Origin of the sequence: Paraburkholderia sp. RL17-381-BIF-C, assembly GCF_046026435.1 — a bacterium.
Lineage (GTDB): Bacteria > Pseudomonadota > Gammaproteobacteria > Burkholderiales > Burkholderiaceae > Paraburkholderia.
In genome coordinates this window covers 1-19,340 of sequence record NZ_JARESX010000107.1, presented here as the reverse complement: position 1 = coordinate 19,340, position 19,340 = coordinate 1, and the positions used below count along the sequence as shown (strand labels likewise).

Annotated in this window: 15 protein-coding genes; 1 reads left to right on the top strand and 14 read right to left on the bottom strand. The window is 53.2% G+C overall.

The genetic code is table 11. The features are described 5' to 3' along the window. Window positions 1-635 precede the first annotated feature (635 nt). Window positions 636-845: a hypothetical protein gene (locus P0D70_RS33900; RefSeq protein ID WP_408187731.1), complete on the top strand. Its 210-nt coding sequence runs from the start codon at window positions 636-638 to the stop codon at window positions 843-845. A 352-nt stretch (window positions 846-1,197) separates the two neighbouring features. Here P0D70_RS33900 and P0D70_RS33895 read toward each other — a convergent pair whose 3' ends face one another. The 14 genes from P0D70_RS33895 to P0D70_RS33830 form a co-directional block, all read right to left on the bottom strand. After that, window positions 1,198-2,331, bottom strand: a complete 1,134-nt coding sequence (locus tag P0D70_RS33895; RefSeq protein ID WP_408187730.1) for a sialidase family protein — start codon at window positions 2,329-2,331, stop codon at window positions 1,198-1,200. A gap of 57 nt (window positions 2,332-2,388) precedes the next feature. Then, window positions 2,389-3,267 carry a hypothetical protein gene (locus P0D70_RS33890; RefSeq protein WP_408187729.1) on the bottom strand — a complete coding sequence of 293 codons (879 nt, stop codon included), beginning with the start codon at window positions 3,265-3,267 and terminating at the stop codon, window positions 2,389-2,391. A gap of 361 nt (window positions 3,268-3,628) precedes the next feature. Beyond that, window positions 3,629-5,863: a polysaccharide biosynthesis tyrosine autokinase gene (locus tag P0D70_RS33885; protein ID WP_408187728.1), complete on the bottom strand. Its 2,235-nt coding sequence runs from the start codon at window positions 5,861-5,863 to the stop codon at window positions 3,629-3,631. A gap of 48 nt (window positions 5,864-5,911) precedes the next feature. Continuing rightward, complete coding sequence (locus P0D70_RS33880; RefSeq protein ID WP_408187727.1) at window positions 5,912-6,349, bottom strand: low molecular weight protein-tyrosine-phosphatase; 438 nt, start codon at window positions 6,347-6,349, stop codon at window positions 5,912-5,914. Next, window positions 6,346-7,515 (bottom strand): polysaccharide biosynthesis/export family protein, encoded by a 1,170-nt coding sequence (locus tag P0D70_RS33875; RefSeq protein ID WP_408187726.1) that lies wholly within the window; start codon window positions 7,513-7,515, stop codon window positions 6,346-6,348. The genes P0D70_RS33880 and P0D70_RS33875 overlap by 4 nt, the downstream gene beginning before the upstream one ends. 376 nt (window positions 7,516-7,891) lie before the next feature. Further along, window positions 7,892-8,836 carry a glycosyltransferase gene (locus tag P0D70_RS33870; protein ID WP_408187725.1) on the bottom strand — a complete coding sequence of 315 codons (945 nt, stop codon included), beginning with the start codon at window positions 8,834-8,836 and terminating at the stop codon, window positions 7,892-7,894. A 165-nt stretch (window positions 8,837-9,001) separates the two neighbouring features. Then, a complete protein-coding gene (gene kdsA / locus P0D70_RS33865; protein ID WP_408187724.1) occupies window positions 9,002-9,847 on the bottom strand; it encodes a 3-deoxy-8-phosphooctulonate synthase in 846 nt (281 codons plus the stop codon). Between the two features lie 63 nt (window positions 9,848-9,910). Continuing rightward, a complete protein-coding gene (locus tag P0D70_RS33860; RefSeq protein WP_408187723.1) occupies window positions 9,911-11,107 on the bottom strand; it encodes a capsular polysaccharide export protein, LipB/KpsS family in 1,197 nt (398 codons plus the stop codon). A 7-nt stretch (window positions 11,108-11,114) separates the two neighbouring features. Next, the gene (locus P0D70_RS33855) at window positions 11,115-12,353 is read right to left on the bottom strand and encodes a lipopolysaccharide biosynthesis protein (RefSeq protein WP_408187722.1); all 1,239 of its coding nucleotides are present in this window, start codon (window positions 12,351-12,353) and stop codon (window positions 11,115-11,117) included. A 31-nt stretch (window positions 12,354-12,384) separates the two neighbouring features. After that, window positions 12,385-13,506: a glycosyltransferase gene (locus P0D70_RS33850; protein WP_408187721.1), complete on the bottom strand. Its 1,122-nt coding sequence runs from the start codon at window positions 13,504-13,506 to the stop codon at window positions 12,385-12,387. Between the two features lie 276 nt (window positions 13,507-13,782). Beyond that, entirely contained in the window at window positions 13,783-14,517 is a 735-nt protein-coding gene (locus P0D70_RS33845; protein WP_408187720.1) for a carboxypeptidase regulatory-like domain-containing protein, read from the bottom strand. Between the two features lie 18 nt (window positions 14,518-14,535). After that, window positions 14,536-16,914 (bottom strand): YjbH domain-containing protein, encoded by a 2,379-nt coding sequence (locus tag P0D70_RS33840; protein ID WP_408187719.1) that lies wholly within the window; start codon window positions 16,912-16,914, stop codon window positions 14,536-14,538. Window positions 16,915-16,934: 20 nt separating this feature from the next. Further along, entirely contained in the window at window positions 16,935-18,314 is a 1,380-nt protein-coding gene (locus P0D70_RS33835) for an undecaprenyl-phosphate glucose phosphotransferase (RefSeq protein ID WP_408187732.1), read from the bottom strand. Window positions 18,315-18,915: 601 nt separating this feature from the next. Beyond that, window positions 18,916-19,340, bottom strand: a 425-nt coding sequence (locus P0D70_RS33830) for an EAL domain-containing protein (protein ID WP_408187718.1), incomplete at its 5' end; no start/stop codon positions are given.

The window sequence follows — 19,340 nt, the reverse complement described above, 5'->3', positions numbered from 1 at the left end:
ATGGGGTGGCGAGTGGCGGTGACGCACTGCGCGGCGCTACTGGCTGTGAATATGCTCTATTTCTTGCGGGCTAAGACAGAAGAAAAGCATTTGATGAATGATCCGGAGTACCGGGAGTACGCGGCGTGGATTGCGCGGAATGGCATCTTTGCGAGGTTGTCGCGAGTGTTTGATTGAGTAACGAAATCGGAGAAAGCTGCGTTCCAATACCCTTTCAGATCAAACAATGTCGACACCTCACGAGGCCCGCTAACTACAACCGACTCAATCACGAGTTGCTCATGGCTAGCGCCCATCGAGCAAGCAGCGCCATCGGACACATTGCAAGACAACCGTAAGCGAGTCGCCTTTTTACGGATGCAGATCACTGACACGATGCTCGAATTCGCCGGCTTCCGAGAAACAGCAGATCATGCGGCGCAGCAAGGGCATGTCGGATCGAACAAACCGCGTGATGGCTCGACTTGAGTCGCACTGTCACCAGGCATTAGAAACCTTGACCGAAAGATTGCGGCTTTGTAGGATGATGGCCGCCGCAATCGGCTCACACTGCGGGATAGATCCAGTCCACCCGCAACATAAGAACAAGGCCACTACTAAATGAATGGTGAGGTCATCGGGGTTATGGCATGACAATGGATGAAGATATCGCGCACGTGGCGCGTGTGATGGTGCCATCGCTCAGCGCGTTTCGCGGTGAGCCCGTTTTGCAGCCGGCCTATTGGCGGAGGCGGCTTCAGCGTATACAGAGCGAATTCCGGTTGACTGAAACGCAAGCGTCGCAGATCCAGCATTTGCTAGGGGATCTGGATAGTTTTGAGGCGGAGAGATATCTCCCGGAATGAAAATTCAGTGCGGAGACAAAGCGATATCGGCGTCTTTCGCAAAGGCAAATCCGCTTGGTAAATGTTGGGCGGCGTATCCCTTCACTTCACAGCCTTTACCGTCCTCGCCTATCGCGCGGTAAGGCAAAGAGGCAACTCGCATCTGACGTCAAAGTCACGCGCTTCATCGTTTACTGGCGACGCTCTTGATTACAAGACTCACGTAGCGATAGGCAAGCTGAGAAATCTCTTCAAAGAAAGACAATGAACGTCAAAGCGGCCCCGAAGGGTCATGCGTAACCGTTTAATAAAGTGGCGACGTCCTGTACTCGAACGGGCAGGAGAGTCCTTATTCAGGATGTGGCACGCTCCTTCACGGCTCCGCAAAATTAGGGATTCGCAAGAACATAATGTAGTTTGAATTGTGCTGGCTCTCGGCGCCGCCGTGATCGTCATCATAGGCCATGCGTATGACCGAAACAATGTCCTTACCGTCGAATTGCCAATCAGCATACTGAAATCCGTGATGCGACCGATCAGGGTGCTGTAGCAAAATCCGCTGCACTTTCCAAGTTCGTAAATCCGACGACCAAATCAATGCAAGGGTATTTCTAACGCGCTCTAGATTGGTTCGCCCATCGTCATTCGACACTGCATTCGTGATCGACCAGTATCGCTGCGTTTGTGGATCGAAACGGACCGTGAATTTTTTTCCTCCTCCAGGGAAGTCGATAAATCCGGATGCCGGATTAAATGACAGAGTTCGGCGATCCTGCGCAAAATTTATCACCGCCGCCTTTTCTGGGCCCACCGTCGTGTTGACGCGGAGAAGGACCGCCGGCAGTCCCCCACGGGTCTCCACCAAATTTCCCTCTTCCCAAGACAGAAACTTTCCGTCTAACCACGCTTTGTTAGACGCTAACTCCGTGGACACGGTCCAGTTTCTAGTGTCAAGGATATCGCCGCCTGATGGTGCTGACATTACTATTTCGCGCAAGTCGTCGCCGTCGATGACCTCAAATGTGCGCCAGACACGTCCGTGATCGACTAAAACCGGGACCGGTCCGGTAATGTATCGCCCACGCATTGGGAATCGCCCATCAGCATCGGTAGTTGGAGTGGTCCATGTCGCGCCGTTGTCCTGAGAACGGCGAATCACCGGCCTACCAATCGCTCGATCGGTTCCAATTATGTAAAGGAAGCCCTTGAGAACGAAAAGCGAAGACCAGTATTGATCATGCAAAGCCGTCAGTGTTTTCCAGTTCCTTCCCTTATCGGAGGACGCGAGTAGCGTTGCGGTGTCAGAATTTGACGACGGGCCAAAAGTGTCATACGACGCTACATAGCTTCCATTAGGCAAAATGACTATGGACGGTGACCCAAGATAGACTTTCGTGGACGCCGGACTAAATGCGAGCACCTTTCCGCCTAACGAAGCGGGCAATACTTGCCCGAAAGCCGACAATACAGAAGCTAGATACAGGACACACCCGAACCAATGTTTCATGCTAGACCTACCTATAAAGCCACTTCTCCAAATCTCACGAAACAGAGCAAGCGAGCCTCAGCTGCGCAAGCGAAAGACTGTCGGCTGGATCACCTGCCGCGAAAGCACCAAAAACATAAGAACAGTTAGCCAGAACATTCCATATAAAACGTGATATTTGAACAGGAGAATTGCAAACAAGTAAAATATGTATTGCCTGCGGCCTTTTACCCATAACATATAGAGTAGCGCTCCACAAAAAACTAATGCGCCAAAACCGCCGGCGGCAAAGACTATATAGACATAGAATGAACTGTCACGAACATTGAAACCGCGAAGATGCGTTTTCCCTACATTATTCTGTTCGTTCCAGAAAAGTCCATTTCCGAACACATTCGACAAAACATCTCTTTTTTCGATCTCGTTAAATACCAGAGTTCGACTGGCAACTGCGTCATAATCAACCGATTGGTTTACGCGTAAGTCGTATACATGATATAGGGGTGGAATACTCAGCAGTGCGACAACGAACGCGGCGAGTCTGATTTTGTTCGGAACTTGGCCAAATATAACGTATAGGGCACATATCATTGCAACAATAATCATCGCCGCAACGGAGAAACTAAGAAGTGCGGTGCCAAACGCCACGACAGAAGGAATTGTCACTCGGCGCTTCAGCAGCAGAAGAAGAGTGCCGCACGGTACAACAGTCATCGCATAAAAGGACGGCTCCGAATACAAACCGAGAGCTCGAATTGAAATCAAACTGTCATTCAAGGCTTTTGTGGCGTAAAGCGCCTCTGCGTCAGTCTCGCGAACGTAATTATCAAAATCAATGAAATGACCTGTGGTGAGGTAATATGCAAGCTGAAAAAGAAAAAATGCAGCATGCGTATAAATCAAAAACTGGCACGCCCATTCCATAGAAACCCTATTTAAAACATCACTTGAAAACATCCAATAGATCAAGCAAATATACATCTGCATCAACAGAAACTTAATGTACGAATTAATATAAAAGTCTCCAAACGCAGAAACTACAAAAGCGAAGAATACAGTAAGCCACCAGTACGTTGCTATGCGAACCAAGCTCTCCGTGCGCCTACTCAGTGTAGGGGAATTGAGGAACGCGAGTAAGCACACGAGAACGTATGAAATCGCGGTCGCGCGCACGCTAAACGCATTCAACGAAAAGAATAAGGTGCTTAACGAAAATATAGCTGATGACACACGTCGGTGCCGCATCTTTAATTCCTGAAATTCACATTCGCGGAGGCAACTAGACCCGATCTGCACATCATTTTGCTGCTCACCAAGGCTAGCGATCGTTACCATAATCGTACGCCGCGTACCGATAAGTACCGTAACGAGAACCGTACCCATAGCGACCGTGTTTCGGATTCACGCCGTTAAAAATCACACCATTTGTGTTTATTCCATTTTGCGACAAGCGCTTGGCCGCCTCGGAAATCTCACCCAGCCGCGTGACTCCCGACCGTGCAACAATAAACGTTGATCCCGCGAACGCAGCGATTGTCGCAGTGTCGGACACGGCCAAGATTGGTGGCGAATCGATCAATACAATGTCGTAGTTCCGCGAACATTCAGCAAGAATCTCCTTCAAGGCAGGTCGAAGAAGTAGCTCCGACGGATTCTGAGGAATTGCGCCTGTCGAAACAAAATCCAACTTGTCAAATACGTTGGAGTGGACCACATCCGCAAGTGATGCTGAATGGACAATGACATCGGACAGTCCCGCACCTCGAGCCACTCCAAACGTCTCATGAAGATGTCCCCTGCGCATGTCAGCATCAATCAAAAGCACCCGTTTTCCGCCCATGGATAGGACCGCCGCAAGATTAGATGAAATGAAGCTCTTCCCAATGCCCGGTGCCGGACCGCCCACGACAACTACATTGTTTCTTGCCTCTAAAAGAGCGAACTGCATGGCCGTCCGAAGGCTACGGATGCTCTCCACCGCCGGATCATTGGGAAATCGGGTCGACAGGAGAAGAGACGCAGCGTTACTGCTCGAGATATCACGGCTTATCACTTTTTGTTGCTCACAAAGGGGAACAATTGCTGACACTGTCATACCCAGACGACGTTCAATTTCGTTGGAGTCCGATATGCCGTGGAACAAAATTGCCCGCCCAATAGAGATTCCGATTCCTACTATTAGTCCGAGCAAAAGCGACGCAATTACCACCAACGGCTTCTTTGGTCTGACTGGAATTTCTGGAATGAATGCTGTGTCGACAAGGCGAACATTGCCAACTTTCCCCGCGCGAACCAATTGAAGCTGTTGCACGTTGTTGAGAAGGCCTGTGTATAGATCCGTGTTGACCTTCAAATCCGTCATGATCTGCACCGTTTCCTGTTGCAACTCAGGCAAGCGCTTGATTTGAGCTTCCGCACTCGTTCGGTAGCTGCCAAGCGCTGCGATCTGCCGATCAATCGCAACCACGCTGGGGTGCGTATCAGCAAATCGCGTGACGAGCTCATGGCGTTTTTCCTGCAATTCCAGGAGGCGAGTTCTAGCATCGGCGGATTGAAGCAGCGCAAGTTTGGCCTCTTCGTTGAGGTCAACAGTTCCCCGTTGATCTCTCAGTTTTGTTAGTTTCTGCTCGGATTCGGTTAGCTGCCTTTTTAGTTCTGGCAACTGCGTACTCAGAAATGCAAGAGACTGGGCAGCCTCCTCCGATTTTCGGTCAACATTTTGTCTAATGTACTGCCGCCCGATCTCATTCAAAATTGCACTTACCAAAAGAGGGTCGTTGCCGCGCAAGCTTGCAACCACAACATCCGATTGCTTGATTTTCTCCTGCACGTCCAGTGCATCTTGCAGGTCAGCGATGGTCTCAAGGCGAGATTTGCGCACCAAAACAAATGTCGTACCCGACTGCGCCTGCGCACCCGCCACTTTCAATTCAACAACACCCTTTGCGGTGCTAAAGCGCTGCAGGACGCCTAGCCGTCCTTCAATGGGCGCGTCGAGGTCAGATTGTTCGAGTCGGAAACGATCCATGGACAGGATGGTAAGTTTGAAAGTACTGTCTTCCATCCGCAGAGGAACATTGAAGACTGGCACGTCGATGCTTTCTTGGGCCCACGCGAAACCGCCGTATCCGAAGATACCGGGATGCGACAACCCATCATTCCTTCGAGATACCCAGTCACCAATAATTGGAAATCGAAGTGGTCTGGCCTGGATGTACAAATGGAGCGAATCCACAGTGCGCGAAACGACAAGCTGCGATGCCAAAATCTGTGTTTCTGCAGCTGCCGATGACTTCACATCAAACAGTGACGACACGTCGCCAATCAAACTTTTTGCTGCAGACGTATCAGGATTGTCTTCAACCTGAACCAAAATGCTGGTCTCGTACACTGGCGCCGCGAAAAGTGCGTAGCCGATTCCGATTATCACAAAAATTATTGTGACTACCGCGATCGTCCATTTGTTCTCGACTACTGTGTCGAGAACTTGCAGAAAGTCCGCACTTTCTTCGTCGCCATGTACAATCTGCTGCGGCTCGGTCAGTTGGTTCATAATAGTTCTCAAAATCCGTTGGCCTATTTGACTAGCTTGTTTTCAAGTTCACCCGATCGACAAGATTCTTTTGACCCATTCCGATACGCCGACTTGAATGCTGTTAGCGCACTGCTCAAAAACATCTCTCGACTGTCGATACGGATCGGCAACATCAAACCTACCAAACTCTCCCAGCCGGTAAACCCGCCCCTTAAAAGAAGGGAAATTTGCCTCGACGTATCGTCGTTGGTGACCATCCATCACCAAAACCAGGTCCGCATCGACAAACATCTTGTGAGTGATCTGTTGAGCCCGATGTGCCTGTATAGAAATGCCTCTCGTCGACATGACTTCGCAGGCGTAATCTGCTGGCGGCATGCCCACGAGCGCATTCAGTCCCGCCGAACTTACCGTCCGGTCTGGTAATACTGCCTTCAGCATCGCCTCAGCCATTGGGCTCCGGCAAATATTGCCCTCGCAAAGGAAAAGTATTCTTTGGGTCACTTTGTTACGATCGCCGCAGTAAGACCAGCATTGATAGCCGGCAACAACAGAGTCAACACGCGATTGAAACGAACCAGCCCGTTACCGTCGACGTAGACAATGTCTTTAGGTTTCAAAGGAAACTCGTTCGCAAGCACCATCGCCACCGGAGATCGAGCGTCCAGGTGGAAGACTTCCGGCGCTCCGTCGAGCGATCCGCGGACAACATACAATTGCGCAGCATCCGCCGAATTGGAATTCAGACTTCCGGCCTGCGCCAGAGCTTCACTCAAACTCAATGATCCGGTAGTGCGCGGAATAGCTGTTACAGGCTTATTCACCTCGCCCATCACGAAAACACCGAATTCGTCTCTTGACGGAATTCGCAACACGTCACCGTCTTTCAGTACGATCTGCGATGGATCCAGTTTTCCGCTTCTCGCACTGGACATGTCGATCACTGTAGTGATCGATTTGCGCTTCAATTCAACGTGACTCTGATCTGCAGTCGACGAAAACCCACCCGCCCGACTGATGGCATCGACCAGGTTCATCTGTATATCGTTGATGACTTGAGTACCTGGCGCATGCACTTCCCCTTCGACATAAACACGCTGGGAGCGGAAGGATGCGACGCGAACGGTTACTTGCGGATCACGAAATGCCTTGGTGAACGACTCCGACAGAATGGCTTGTACCTGCTCGGGTCGCAAGCCAGCCACGTGTATTCGGCCCGCGTACGGGAATACCAGGTAGCCTGCGTCATCCACGACGAAACCCGGCGGCGCATCAGAGGGCCGCGCGGCTGCCTGGGGCTGACCGCCCAACGCAGCAGCTAGTTCGGGATGGTCCCAAACTGTTATTTGAAGCACGTCGCCAGCGCCGATTTTGTATGAACCCCCAGCGCTCTCCAGACGGCTCGAGTCGAGATCCACGCTTCGGTTGGACTCGCGGATCTTCTTGATCAGCGATAAATCGATATCGATAATCGGAACGGAAAGCTGCGCTTCCGTTGGATTGGAAGCGATGGCCGAATTCGCAATGCTAGGCGGCCTTTCCATTCTCATTCCTGGCGCGGCCGCGCATCCTGCGAGAAACGCCACAGCGATCAGGCATGAGGTCACGCGCGCCGCGATAGAGCGGCGAGACGCACCGACGCCCGATAAACAACTGGTCTTAACTGACATTAATTTCCCCGTATGGCCTATAGCTTTTTATCTTCACCATCTAACAGACGGCTGAGATTAAGCACTAACCGTGCCAATGGAAAATCGTCGCGAAATGCCGATAGAATGGACCGCTCCGGCTATGTGTCCTGCGCTTTGACGGAACACGTAACGTTACGCGTTGCGTAACAGGGCCGGTTGCGGAACGTGGTTGAGGAGACAATGGCGCTCGGCCTCCGCAGGCTGGCCGCATACACGAGCCGCTTAAGTATGGTCTTGCGGTCTGCGTCAGCCAATCGGTCAACACAGGTTAACAAGCGTCTATGCGCGAACGCATTCTGCCCGCCGCGCGAAACCGTTCCATGTCATTCGGTCAATATCACCGCATTTTTCTTTCTTAAAACATGCTTTCAATATCTGCTCGTCGAATGATTTCATTCCAGCGCAGCATGTGCAATTTACCGGGATCGTTCGGCAGACTGGAAATCAATCTTTTACGATCCAATCTGTCAAAAATCGTCGGCCCAGTGATCAAACAATTAATGCCGAATTTGTTTATCACATCGAGGTTTGAACGCGAGTCATTGCACACAATTGGTTTGCCTAGCGCAGCATATTCCAGCAATTTTGTCGGAGCCTGAACGTTGTATGGCCGAACACTCGGAATCGTCGATACAGCGAAGCGGCTTTTCCGAACAACTGCCAACGCATTGCGTTGAGGCAAACGACCAGTAAACGTCACCCCCGGCGCGCCTTCGAAGCGCTCAACGATACACCTTTCGGCGTCGCCCACAAGAATCAGTGTTTCATCAGATCTCCGAAAACGACAAAACCCATCGAGAAAGGAATCAAAACCTCTTTCACGCGAAATCTCGCCTATGTAACAGAACGTCGCTGAAGGTACATCGTCTGCGATCGCATCTTCGTTCATGCTGAAAATCCAGTCAGGAACTCCCATTGGAAGAATTACGCTTTTTCCGTTACCACTGAAACCCATCATCTTTTCCATCTCTGCCGTCTGAAAGATGCGCAAAGCTGGCGTGGGTTGGAGATGTCGCTTCACCCGATCCTTTAAACTGGCACATCGGCCTACCGACAGAGACCGGTAATCGTGAATCACGAGCCGCGCATCGAATTTCGTGGGGTAGAATCCCATAATGCACCAGACCACAGTGCGCTTTCGCACATCCTTTGGAATTTTCGCATAATCCGACTTACTACCCGACATAACGTGGAATCCGAGGCCGCCAAAATATGAAGCATATGCGGCTATCTCGGGATAATTCGCCTTACCCGGATGAACTATAAATATAGTCTTGCTAGCAGCTGAAGCATGGATCATCTTGAACGACCTTCTAAATATAGAATTACTTTCAATACCGACAGATCTCAATCCCGACAAAGACCCCGCACAAAAATTGCCGGAAATAAATAGTCAATTATTGTTTCCTGCAAGACGCCAATGCGCAGCCTGTCCATCAGCGAAAGATCGAGCCCCGTGTCACCGCTATTCGATCTCCAGTCGAGGCAACGACTTCACAAGATCGTCAACTGCTTTGACTTGAACCAAGAACGCCTCCAGAGCAGCCAATGGCAATGCACTCGCTCCGTCACAAAGTGCTTCTTCCGGATTGGGATGCGCCTCCAGAAAAAGCCCACTCAGACCTACAGCCATCCCGGCTCTCGCGAGATGTAGGACTTGCCGGCGTCGTCCGCTCGACGCCTCGCTGAACGCGTCTCTGCATTGGAGACTATGAGTCACGTCAAATATTAACGGACAACCTCCCGTCGCCTCACGCATCAGCCCGAATCCGAGCATGTCGACAACGAGGTTGTCATATCCAAATGAGGTTCCGCGCTCGCAGAGGATTATTTGGTCGTTACCCGCCTCACGGCATTTTCGAACGACATGTTTCATCTGCGTCGGGCTAACGAATTGCGGCTTCTTTACGTTAATCGGTTTGCCGACTTCCGCGATAGCCGTGATCAGATCCGTTTGTCGCGCAAGGAACGCCGGAACCTGCAACACATCTACCACTTCGCCGACCAGCGGCGCCTGGAATACTTCGTGAACGTCGGTGATGATTGGGATATCGAATTCCTGCTTGATTTTTCGGAAAATATCCAATCCGGCATCTAACCCAACGCCTCGGTAAGACCGCATGGATGAGCGGTTTGCCTTGTCAAAAGACGCTTTAAACACAAATGGAATGCCGAGTTTGCTAGTCACTCGCACGAACTCGGAACAGGCACGCAAAGTCAGGTCCACACTCTCCAAAACGTTCAAGCCGCCGAACAAGACAAACGGCTGATTTTCCCCAACGATAATATGCTGGCCGATCTTGACATTCATATTATTTTCTCTAATCTAATTTTAGTTCAGCAATTCAAATCTCAAAATATCCAAAAAATCAAATTATCGATTTAACAGTGCCTTCGCCGCGTCGGCAGAGACTGCGCCACTCCCGAAATAATCGATACCATCTACCAGGAAATGATGAATGTACTTTTTTAGCCGGTCGCTGTCGAAATCCCGATAAAAGGATCGCCCCAACGTAATAACCTTCTTGTTGTACATCAACGCCTCCAGACCCACGGTTGAATTAATAGTCACAACCGAATGCGCATTCCTTACAAGATCCAGAGTGGCGGAAGAGACAATATCGAAATTCAGCTTCGAGCTTAAATCGCAAATTTGCCGCAATTCGCCTCGATCAGTCTCGGCCGGATGAACCTTCACAAACAGCTCAGCGCCGATCTTCTCGGCATAACCCACGGCCTGACGAATCGCTTCTATATTGGTCACGTCGGAATGAAGTTTTAGCTGCGTATCCGCCGACACCTGTAGGGGAAGAAATACGTGGACGCGCTTTGCCAACTCGTCACCGGAGTAACATTTCGATCCAGGAATTTTCGGGACGGCGTTGCTTAACTTTAGAACATTGGATGTGTTGAGCACAGCGCCCCGCCCAACGATTTTCATAACCAGATTAATCGCCGAAATCAGTTTCCGGCTCAGACGGAACCGCGACTGAGGTAGCGGCGCTCTTTTTGATTGCTCATACCGTCGAAACCAGGCCTCGTGGGCATCCATCGACGGCAACGGAAGAGCGTCCAAACGATGCGGCAAAGAGGCAATTGACGAGAGAGCATTCACCCCTTCTCGATCCACAAACAGTTTGGACGGCAGGTTCGAAATTTCCAGAAAGATCGTTTCCACACCGTGCCGATTGCATGCCTCGGTAACGGCTCGCCCGAGTAGTTGCTGACCATTCCAGATCAGACACCGCGCTACGCTATTAGACTCGATGATTTTCGCCATCGCGGCTTCGATTGCGGCGGCATCCCTTCTCGCTTGAGGTAGCGAGATGTGCCCATTGAGAACCTCGATAGCATTTTTCCAATAGCCATCTTCTGCGCGCTGCGGAGAGTTCTCCGACTTCAGAGCCTTGCGGCGCACGAATACCGACCGAATGTTGGACAGCACCGCGAGGGTGTGGGCAAGAGGCTCTGTTGTAAGAAAATAGAACTGGTGACCACTTCTCAGGTTCTCTACCAACCGCAAGAAGAAGTAACATCTTTCCATCGAATCGATAACTACGACGATCATCATTCCTCCGTCAAATCAGACAATCCAACACGGCCCGGTATCCCGAAGTCCTCGAGCTTGCAGCCCGAGCGGTTACCGTCACACCCCATACCGTGACGATCGCCCCTACGATCGAAAATATCGCCACGCTGACGACGGCAGATAAGTTCAAAACATGCGTCGCGTATAGCGTGGCAATCAAGACGCTGCCTGACCACATTTGGAATAAGAAATCCAGCTTCTGCTTTCGCACCGCCAGAAAAACCTGCGAAAGTGGAACGTACAAAATCTGCACAGAAAACAGCGGGATCAGGAAATAAAAGAACGGCGTGGCGCCTTCCCACTTCGCTCCAAGGAACAGCGCAACGACCGGTTCGAAGAGAACGAATGCAAGGAACGCGTAAATCAGGCTGACCGCGATCAAGCCCCGCGCATAGGTTCGGTAGACCTGGACTAGCTCGCTTCCATCCGTGTTTGTACGGACCGCGCCGAGCGCATCCCTTCGAAACACTCCGCCGATGCTTTGACCGACAAGTGAAACCGGGGAAAAACCTAGCCGATAAGCCACTGCGAAATAACCTGCTTCCTTCGCCCCGTACCACGAAGGGACGGCGATCGCTAATGCGTAGGTCATAACCGACCCCAAGACAGTCGCGGGAAGGATATATGCAGCAAATCGGCTATTCACAGAATAGAATTTCGGATCGAATGTGACCCGGTAACCCTTAGACCACCCATTGCACAGTGTCGCGGTCAATGCCAATAGCCCTATAACGGTATTGACGATCGTATAGGCAAAAAACGGCTCCGCCTTGAGCCAGCCCCGAAATGGACTGGCCACACACACGAGCAACCCGACATTCACCGCTATTCTTGCTAACGCAATCAATCCATAGCGTTTCAGGCTGTTCAGATATGCCGCAGCCAGGTTGAACATGAATGTGGCGACCGCATACAGTTCGACCAGAAGCAAATGATGCCGCCCGTACGCCAGCAAGACCGCGGCAACCGCCGTAGCGATGGCCGCACCCAACGCGAGTACGTGAATCAGCGCCTCGAAAGAAACTTCCGATCTGTCAGACAGACAGGCTAATTCGTAACGCAACGCCAGCAGTGTTCCCACCAAAGTACCTAGCGCGACAGAGCCGTTGAATTGCCCCAGAATCTCTGGACCGCGCTCCCGGCCCAGCAACACAATACTGAGAAACAACAGGACCTGCGCCGTAACAACGCCGCTCATCGAAACTAGCGAGTCTTTGATCCTGACCATTCGCTTGTCCACCTTCTGATTCCAAGTGTGTCTATGAAAGTTTGGACAGACCGTAAACAGCCACTTGCCGACCGAGTAGACTGCGATAGATATTCAACGTCGAATTGGTCATTCTGGAGGCAGTGAACTCATTGAAGAATTTGGTCGACCCGTTCGCGCCCATTGTTATCCAATCCTCTTTTGTTCTGCTCAGAATACATTCGGCGAGAGCTTTGCTGTCCTCGACCGGGAAAAGACATCCCGTTACACCGTTGACGACAACCTCTGGCAGCGACGAACAATCGCTGGCAATAATTGGTAGTCCGTAACTCATACCCTCGAGTGGCACCATCGCAAAACCTTCCCATCGGCTCGGCACAACCAGAACATGTGCTGCCGCAAAGACAGGTCCCAGACTTTCGGAATCAAGCCAACCCAAATATCTGACGTTCTTCTGAGGAACGGGAGCGACCGCACCATTTACCGGCTCACCTACGGCAACCAACTCCACCGGGTAGTCCTCCAGCAAATTCATTGCTGCAAGAAGTACGTCGAAGCCCTTTTGCCGGTCGAAGCGACCGACGAACAGCAACTGAAGCGGAGATTCCTTCTCGCATAAACGAAGCTCTCGCAGTTGCTTCGGAAGCTGTATCCCGTTGTGCACCAGGATCAACTTTTTCGCTTTCAACCCTGCACGAAGCGCCAACTGCCGCTCATGCTGGCTGACGCAAATGATCACATCCGTAAAAAACGCGAGGAGGTTTTCCACAGTTCTGTACATCAGCAGCCAGGACTTCGATGTTTTTATCAGGAACGGAAACGCGTGGGGGCAATAAACAACCTTCGGGCGCACGACCACAGCTAGGGGAAGCAAGCATAGGCGCCCGACTACACCAGCGAACGAACTGTGAAGGTGAACCACATCAGGGCGTTCCCTTAAAACTACAGTGACAAAAGCTGTCAGGAAGCGCCACAGCGAAATGAAGTTTCGACCGGAACGCTCAAAGCAATGGATAGTATCTGCGCCAAGCGACGGGAGTTCATCTCGATGGTGCGCCGGAACAAGGCATGAGATTCCACGTACATCCTGTTCGTTGACGTGCGCCAGCATAAGTTGACGCATAACAGTCGCTACCCCGCCTTTTATGGTCTCTGCGGCATGCAGTATTCTCATTTTCCCGGCCCCCAGCCGATCCTCTCGTTCTTGTCATTTCGCTATTCGCGTATCAACGTCTCTAGCGTGCTAGCCCTTTAAAGCGTCTCCACCACCTGCAGCGCACTGCTCTCGCGTCGGCCTAGCTACCCGGTGCTTGATCCAGAGACCGCGCCTCGCTTTTTCATCGCGAATCGATGCGTGTCAAGCACCAGAGGTTTCCTAAAAAGCCGCGGAAACCTGGAACTGCGCGCTGCCATCATCGAGAGTCAGTTTGCCCGTCCAAGGTTATGTGGCCTATTTGCTATTGGTCCCCGCCCCTCCCGTTCCGCCAGTTCCCCCCGTCGCCCCAGTATTACCGCCCGAAATCGGCGCCTCCGCCCCAGCCGCCACCGCCGCAGCAGCCAGCGCGGGAGCCGGTTGCCCATCGCTCGTGATCGCGCCCGCGGCCATCAACGTCTCAAGATCCGCATCCGCACCAGGTGAGCCAGGTGTAAACGAAACCGTCAAAAACGACGATGACGACAGCGTGATCCCATACGTTTTCTGGATCAGTTGCACCACAGCCGCCTGGGCATTCGCAATCACCGCGCTATTCGTCAGTGCACTCTGAAACGAAGCGTTGGAAGAGATGCCGGACAGCAACCCACTCACCGTCGTCCCCAACTGCCCAGCCAGATAACTCAAAAGCAACTCCGTCAGCGGCGTCACGTTGAACGTACCCGCACCGGCCGCAAACGAATGAATCGCGATCGCGCCGCTCGACGCGGTAATTGCACAAGGACCGTCGAAACTAAACTTCGCCGAATAAGCACCGCTCGCATTCGCCGTCGCGCTGCCATTGCCGTTCTTGCATGTCAGCACGACACTAGCGTTCGCCAGCGCAGCGCCAATGGCTGCCGTGCCGTTGACCGTAGCGCCGGGCGAACTGCCGCTATCATGACCACCACCGCAAGCCACCAGCGCACTAGCCGCAAGAACCATCGATCCGAACTGCAGCGTGCGCAGCGTGGCGCCGTTAAGAAGCTTCATCGCTATCTCCAAAGAAGATCATTCACAATTGACTGGCACAACTACCGGTGCATCGCTAACGCCTTTCAACCCGTTCCCGTAGGCATCGCGACAAAGTTCGATGCGCCTTGAAAGCTCCCTTGCGTCCGGCTGAGGTTGCGTTCTATTCGCGTCGCCATCGCGCCGCCCGTACCGCAAATACGCATCTCTCATCCGGTAAAGCTGCGTGGAGAAGTACTCTCCGCTAAAGCGCCCTTGATTCAACAGAAACTGCTGCGTGCTATACGGGAAACTCATGCTCTCTGCCCCGTTCGCCGACAGATAATTCGTCGATCCAACCCGCGTACGGAAATCCAGATCGAACTGCCCCGTCCCATCCACCTGACTGATCCCCGGCTTCATGCCCTGCCGAAGCGTGAGCGGAAAACTGACCGCAGCGCCCACAAAGGTACCTTGCCCGCTATGCTCGCCGTGCACGCTGACGGACACGTCGTCGAACCAGCGCGTGAACGTCGCGACCGGACCCTTGTCCCCACCGACAAAGCGTGCGACGCCTGCCTCGATCCACAGCTTCCAGGACGGCTGCACCCAGCGGTACGTCAGTTGCGCGTTCTTCTCACTCGGCAAGGTGTCGTGGCCGGGTTCATGATGCAAATAGGCGAGGCGCAAACGGATCAGGTCAGGCCGACCGGGCACGAACATAGTCGTTTCGTTTTGCACGCCGACATACGAGTAGTCGAACTTGCCCACCGACGCCACGTTGAAAACCCCCGGCACAATCCAGAAGCTCTGCGCCAACGCAACCGCATTCAGCCCTCCACGCAAGCGGTAGTCGCTAAAGACACGACCCTCATCCATATTCTTCGTGTTGTAGAGCGGCGCGATATAGCTCGCGTATAACTCCGCGCCGCGCCAGAGTGGGACAAATCCCTCGATGTTGGCACCGAGAGATGCATCAAAAACGCCGTACTCAGTACCATACAGATAGCTCACTATCGGTTCGATCTGAATGCGGGTCAGCCCATGCGTGTGCTCATTGCCATGCCACGCAATGGAGTCCGGGTCATATGTCGGCCGCGTGCTCATCGTCAGCGAGGCGCTGGCAGCCGACGGCGCAGCGCCTGCAACGAACTGGGCGAATGCCGCCCGATCGACCACAACCTCGCCCAAAGGCTCATTCGCCTTCTTGATGACCACGCGAATCTTCTCTGTACCTTGCGGCGCATTCACGCTTGCCACACCAAGGACGATGCCAAGCGCGTCGGTCTCGTTCTGGTTGTAACGATGGTTTTCATATTCGACGACCAGGTCACGCCCACTCATGCCGACACGTACACGTTCCAGACCGGCTGCGAAAAGTTGCGCGGCAATTTCATCGAGTGCGAATGTTTCGAGCGCATCCGGCATGACAGGAGCCGGCGAACCCAACGATCTGGCGGGCGCGATTTCACTCAACATTACCGACGCATACGAGTGCAGTGGCGGCACATACGCGATCGGCGCACCGGCAAGAGCATTTATGCTCCTTGCCGAGTCCCGCACGTCGATCGGCCTTAGACTTGCGAGCCTGGTCGACACTTGCTCGTCATCCTCTTCCGCTTGCACCGGCAACGCTTTCGGCGCTTCGCACAATCCATCGGCACAACGTTGCGCGCTAAAGCGCTTACCCAGCGGAATCTCAATACCCACGGAAAAAGACGTGCGCGGCGAAACTCCGTTTGTCGAACGGATCGAGCGCATCAATGTGCCGATCACGTTTGCATCGGCAAGCCAGCTAATTCGTGGCGACTGGTAACGAACGCCCGCATAAGGCGTTCTCGAATCGTCTTCCGCCAACAGCGACAAGCCGGTATTCCAGAGCGATAACTGCGCACCGCCAAAAAATCCGTCGAGCCGATCCCCTTGTCCATAACCGGCAGTCAACGTCATCGGTCCAAACGCCTGTGACACCACGCCGTATTTCGAGCGGAAGAAATGCGTTTGCCCGCCAACGTCCGTCACACCGAACGCTATGCTCGGCTGATATTTGAAGAACTTCGGCACTTCGACTTTTACGTCACCCATCAAGTGACGAAACAAAAAGTGGTCCGCATTCGTAAAAGGCGCGTGAACATCGCCCGGATAATTCGCAAGCCCGCCGGAAAGCTCGACATACGGCAACAACCCGACGGCGCCCCAATACATCTGCGAGTCTGTCGCCTCTTTCCCGTAGCGCGGATCGATATAGTTGTTGTACTGCGCTTCCACCGTACCTTCCGGCAATGCAAACGCATACGGAATCACGAGTCCACCCGCCTGACCCAACGCGCTTAGCGCGGGTTCCACGGCGAACGCCGAAGCCGAGAATGTCAGGGAAACTGCCAAGGTCACTGCTGTCCGAGCCAATAGTGGTATTTGTCCGCGCAATGTCGTGGCCATGTTTTGCTGTTATAGGTCCGTCAATACGCATTGCTATGGACGAAGCCCTTCGCAATCGTCGCGACGACAATTCTCATGTCGAGGCCGAATGACCAGTTACGCAGGTAATACAAATCGTGTTCGACTCGCCCTTGCATCTTCTCGATCTGATCCGTTTCCCCGCGGAATCCGTTGATCTGTGCCCATCCAGTGATGCCCGGCTTGATGCGGTAACGGTGGATATATCCGTTGACGACTTTCTGATAGAGCTCATCGTGTTCGATTGCATGCGGCCGCGGTCCGACGACCGACATGTCGCCGCAGAGCACATTGAAGAATTGCGGAAGCTCATCGAGACTCGTGCGCCTGAGAAACGCCCCGACTCGTGTGATCCGCGGATCACCCTTCGTGGCCTGCTTGACGACACCTGACTCAACCGCATGGGAGCGCATTGAGCGAAACTTGTAGATCCTGAAGATACGGCCATCCGCGCCCTTACGCTTCTGTGTGAAGAACACCGGGCCACGCGACGACAATTTCACCGCGGTAGCAATGGCAATCAGCAGCGGCGCGAGTGCAATGAGCGCAAGCGCGGCGAATATGCGGTCGAATATCTCTTTCTTCAACAGAGCGCGTGCAGGCACAGGTGACGCCACCAGATTGATCGCTGGCATACCGATCAAATCGATCACGTCGCTATCGAATAGCGCGACGCTGCGCATGTCCGGCACAAAGCGTACGTTTACAAGATCGTCGCGAAACTCGCTCACGAAACGCGAGATGGCTTGCTCCTCCGATAATGGCAGCGCGAGCCACAGCTCCTGTACACCGTGTGACCTGACGTGCGCAGCAAATTTGTCGATCTCGTCAAAAACCGGCACGCCGGATCCGACGACTCCCACAGCTGGCCGCAGATCGAATGCCGCCACGGCTCGGAAGCCGCTAGACGGCGAACCTTCGATATTGCGCACCACCTGCTGGCAGTGGGCGCCGCATCCGACTACAGCGACTCTGCGCAGATTGAGACCCGCATTGCGAATTCGGTCCAGCACGATATGCATGGCAACGCGCGAGACAATCAACGCGCCGCCACTCAGCGCAGTCCAATAAGCGAACCAAAGTCGTGATACGTAGTCCGTACGATGCAGCGAGAACATCAACACGAGTCCACAACCCTGAACGATGAGCCACGCGAACGACAACTGTCCTATCAACCGCCACATGGCACGTCCGCGCCATGAGCCATAGACCCCGAGCACTGGAAAGAGAACTAGCGTTGAAGCTGCTGCAAACGTAATGAACCCACTATCTATCCGGTCTGGCGCAAAATCTCCGAAACGCACTTGCGCCGCAACCAACGCGCCCAGCACGACAAGCATCACGTCGAGCAAACGCGCGATAGGGCTTTGCAACCCCGATATCGTCTTTATCTGCGGCCTGAAATTCGCCGTATCCATTCTTTACCCCGCGCTGGTCTCTCACGCCAAACGTTTATATCGAGCCGCTGAACCTGCGTTGGCTCAACAGTTCTCATGACCTGCTTCCATCACACGCTATTCACGACAACAGCACCCCGGCGCGGATAACGTGGATTCGCTCAACGGGTCGCGCGACGGGCCGACCGGTTGAACACAAATAAAAATTGGGGGATTGTTCGAAAAAACACCCGCGTCCCAGCTTGATGCGGACACGGCGACTGAACGCAAATACTCCGCGATCTTCGGCGGAAGACCGCATCGCTCTGCGCTGAGAAGGCCGCCTGATAACCCCCGATCAGGCGATCGTTTTAAACAGAATTCGTAGCAACTTATGTTTCTACTTCACGCGCGGTATATGCAGCGCGAAACCAATAAAGCACCAAGCGTGCCAATTTCTTTTTTATTCGTGTGATCGTCAGCGTCTATTCCCTGAGCAGCGCGTCCACGCTAGATCCGAGAAGATAAATTGACAACGTGAAACGTCTGCCGATGTCGATTAGATTGCAATGCACCGCGCGATGTTACGTAACGTCCGGCGCGCGTGTCACGCCTCCCGCCGTAGCCCCAACACACTCGCCAACCCAGCCCGCGGACGCTCGAACAGAAACCCCTGCACCAACACCTCAGGCCACCGCTTCAGCCACTGAAATTGCTCTTTAGTATCGACACCGCTCACCACCACTCGCACATCGAGCGCATGCAGAAGATCCATCAGCGCGGTCATCACCGTCCCCGCCCGCTTATCGTGCGGCACGGTCGCCATCAATTCACGCGCGACCGTCACGGTGTCCACATCCAGCGCACCGAGTAGCGCCATCGATGACCCGCCGTTGCCCCATTTGCCGAGCGTGATGCTGACACCCGCATCCCGCAGACTCCCAGTCAATGTGCGCAACGAAAGCAGTTTCGCCGCTTCAGCGCTATCTGAAACCTCAATTTCAAACAGTGCTGGCGACACCCCATAGGAAT

Coding starts and splice junctions, on each gene's coding strand:
- P0D70_RS33845 (WP_408187720.1), bottom strand. CDS start 14,517: ATGAAGCTTCTTAACGGCGCCACGCTGCGCACGCTGCAGTTCGGATCG.
- P0D70_RS33850 (WP_408187721.1), bottom strand. CDS start 13,506: ATGAGAATACTGCATGCCGCAGAGACCATAAAAGGCGGGGTAGCGACT.
- P0D70_RS33885 (WP_408187728.1), bottom strand. CDS start 5,863: ATGAACCAACTGACCGAGCCGCAGCAGATTGTACATGGCGACGAAGAA.
- P0D70_RS33855 (WP_408187722.1), bottom strand. CDS start 12,353: ATGGTCAGGATCAAAGACTCGCTAGTTTCGATGAGCGGCGTTGTTACG.
- P0D70_RS33870 (WP_408187725.1), bottom strand. CDS start 8,836: ATGATCCATGCTTCAGCTGCTAGCAAGACTATATTTATAGTTCATCCG.
- P0D70_RS33875 (WP_408187726.1), bottom strand. CDS start 7,515: ATGTCAGTTAAGACCAGTTGTTTATCGGGCGTCGGTGCGTCTCGCCGC.
- P0D70_RS33840 (WP_408187719.1), bottom strand. CDS start 16,914: ATGGCCACGACATTGCGCGGACAAATACCACTATTGGCTCGGACAGCA.
- P0D70_RS33860 (WP_408187723.1), bottom strand. CDS start 11,107: ATGATGATCGTCGTAGTTATCGATTCGATGGAAAGATGTTACTTCTTC.
- P0D70_RS33895 (WP_408187730.1), bottom strand. CDS start 2,331: ATGAAACATTGGTTCGGGTGTGTCCTGTATCTAGCTTCTGTATTGTCG.
- P0D70_RS33890 (WP_408187729.1), bottom strand. CDS start 3,267: ATGTTTTCAAGTGATGTTTTAAATAGGGTTTCTATGGAATGGGCGTGC.
- kdsA (WP_408187724.1), bottom strand. CDS start 9,847: ATGAATGTCAAGATCGGCCAGCATATTATCGTTGGGGAAAATCAGCCG.
- P0D70_RS33900 (WP_408187731.1), top strand. CDS start 636: ATGGATGAAGATATCGCGCACGTGGCGCGTGTGATGGTGCCATCGCTC.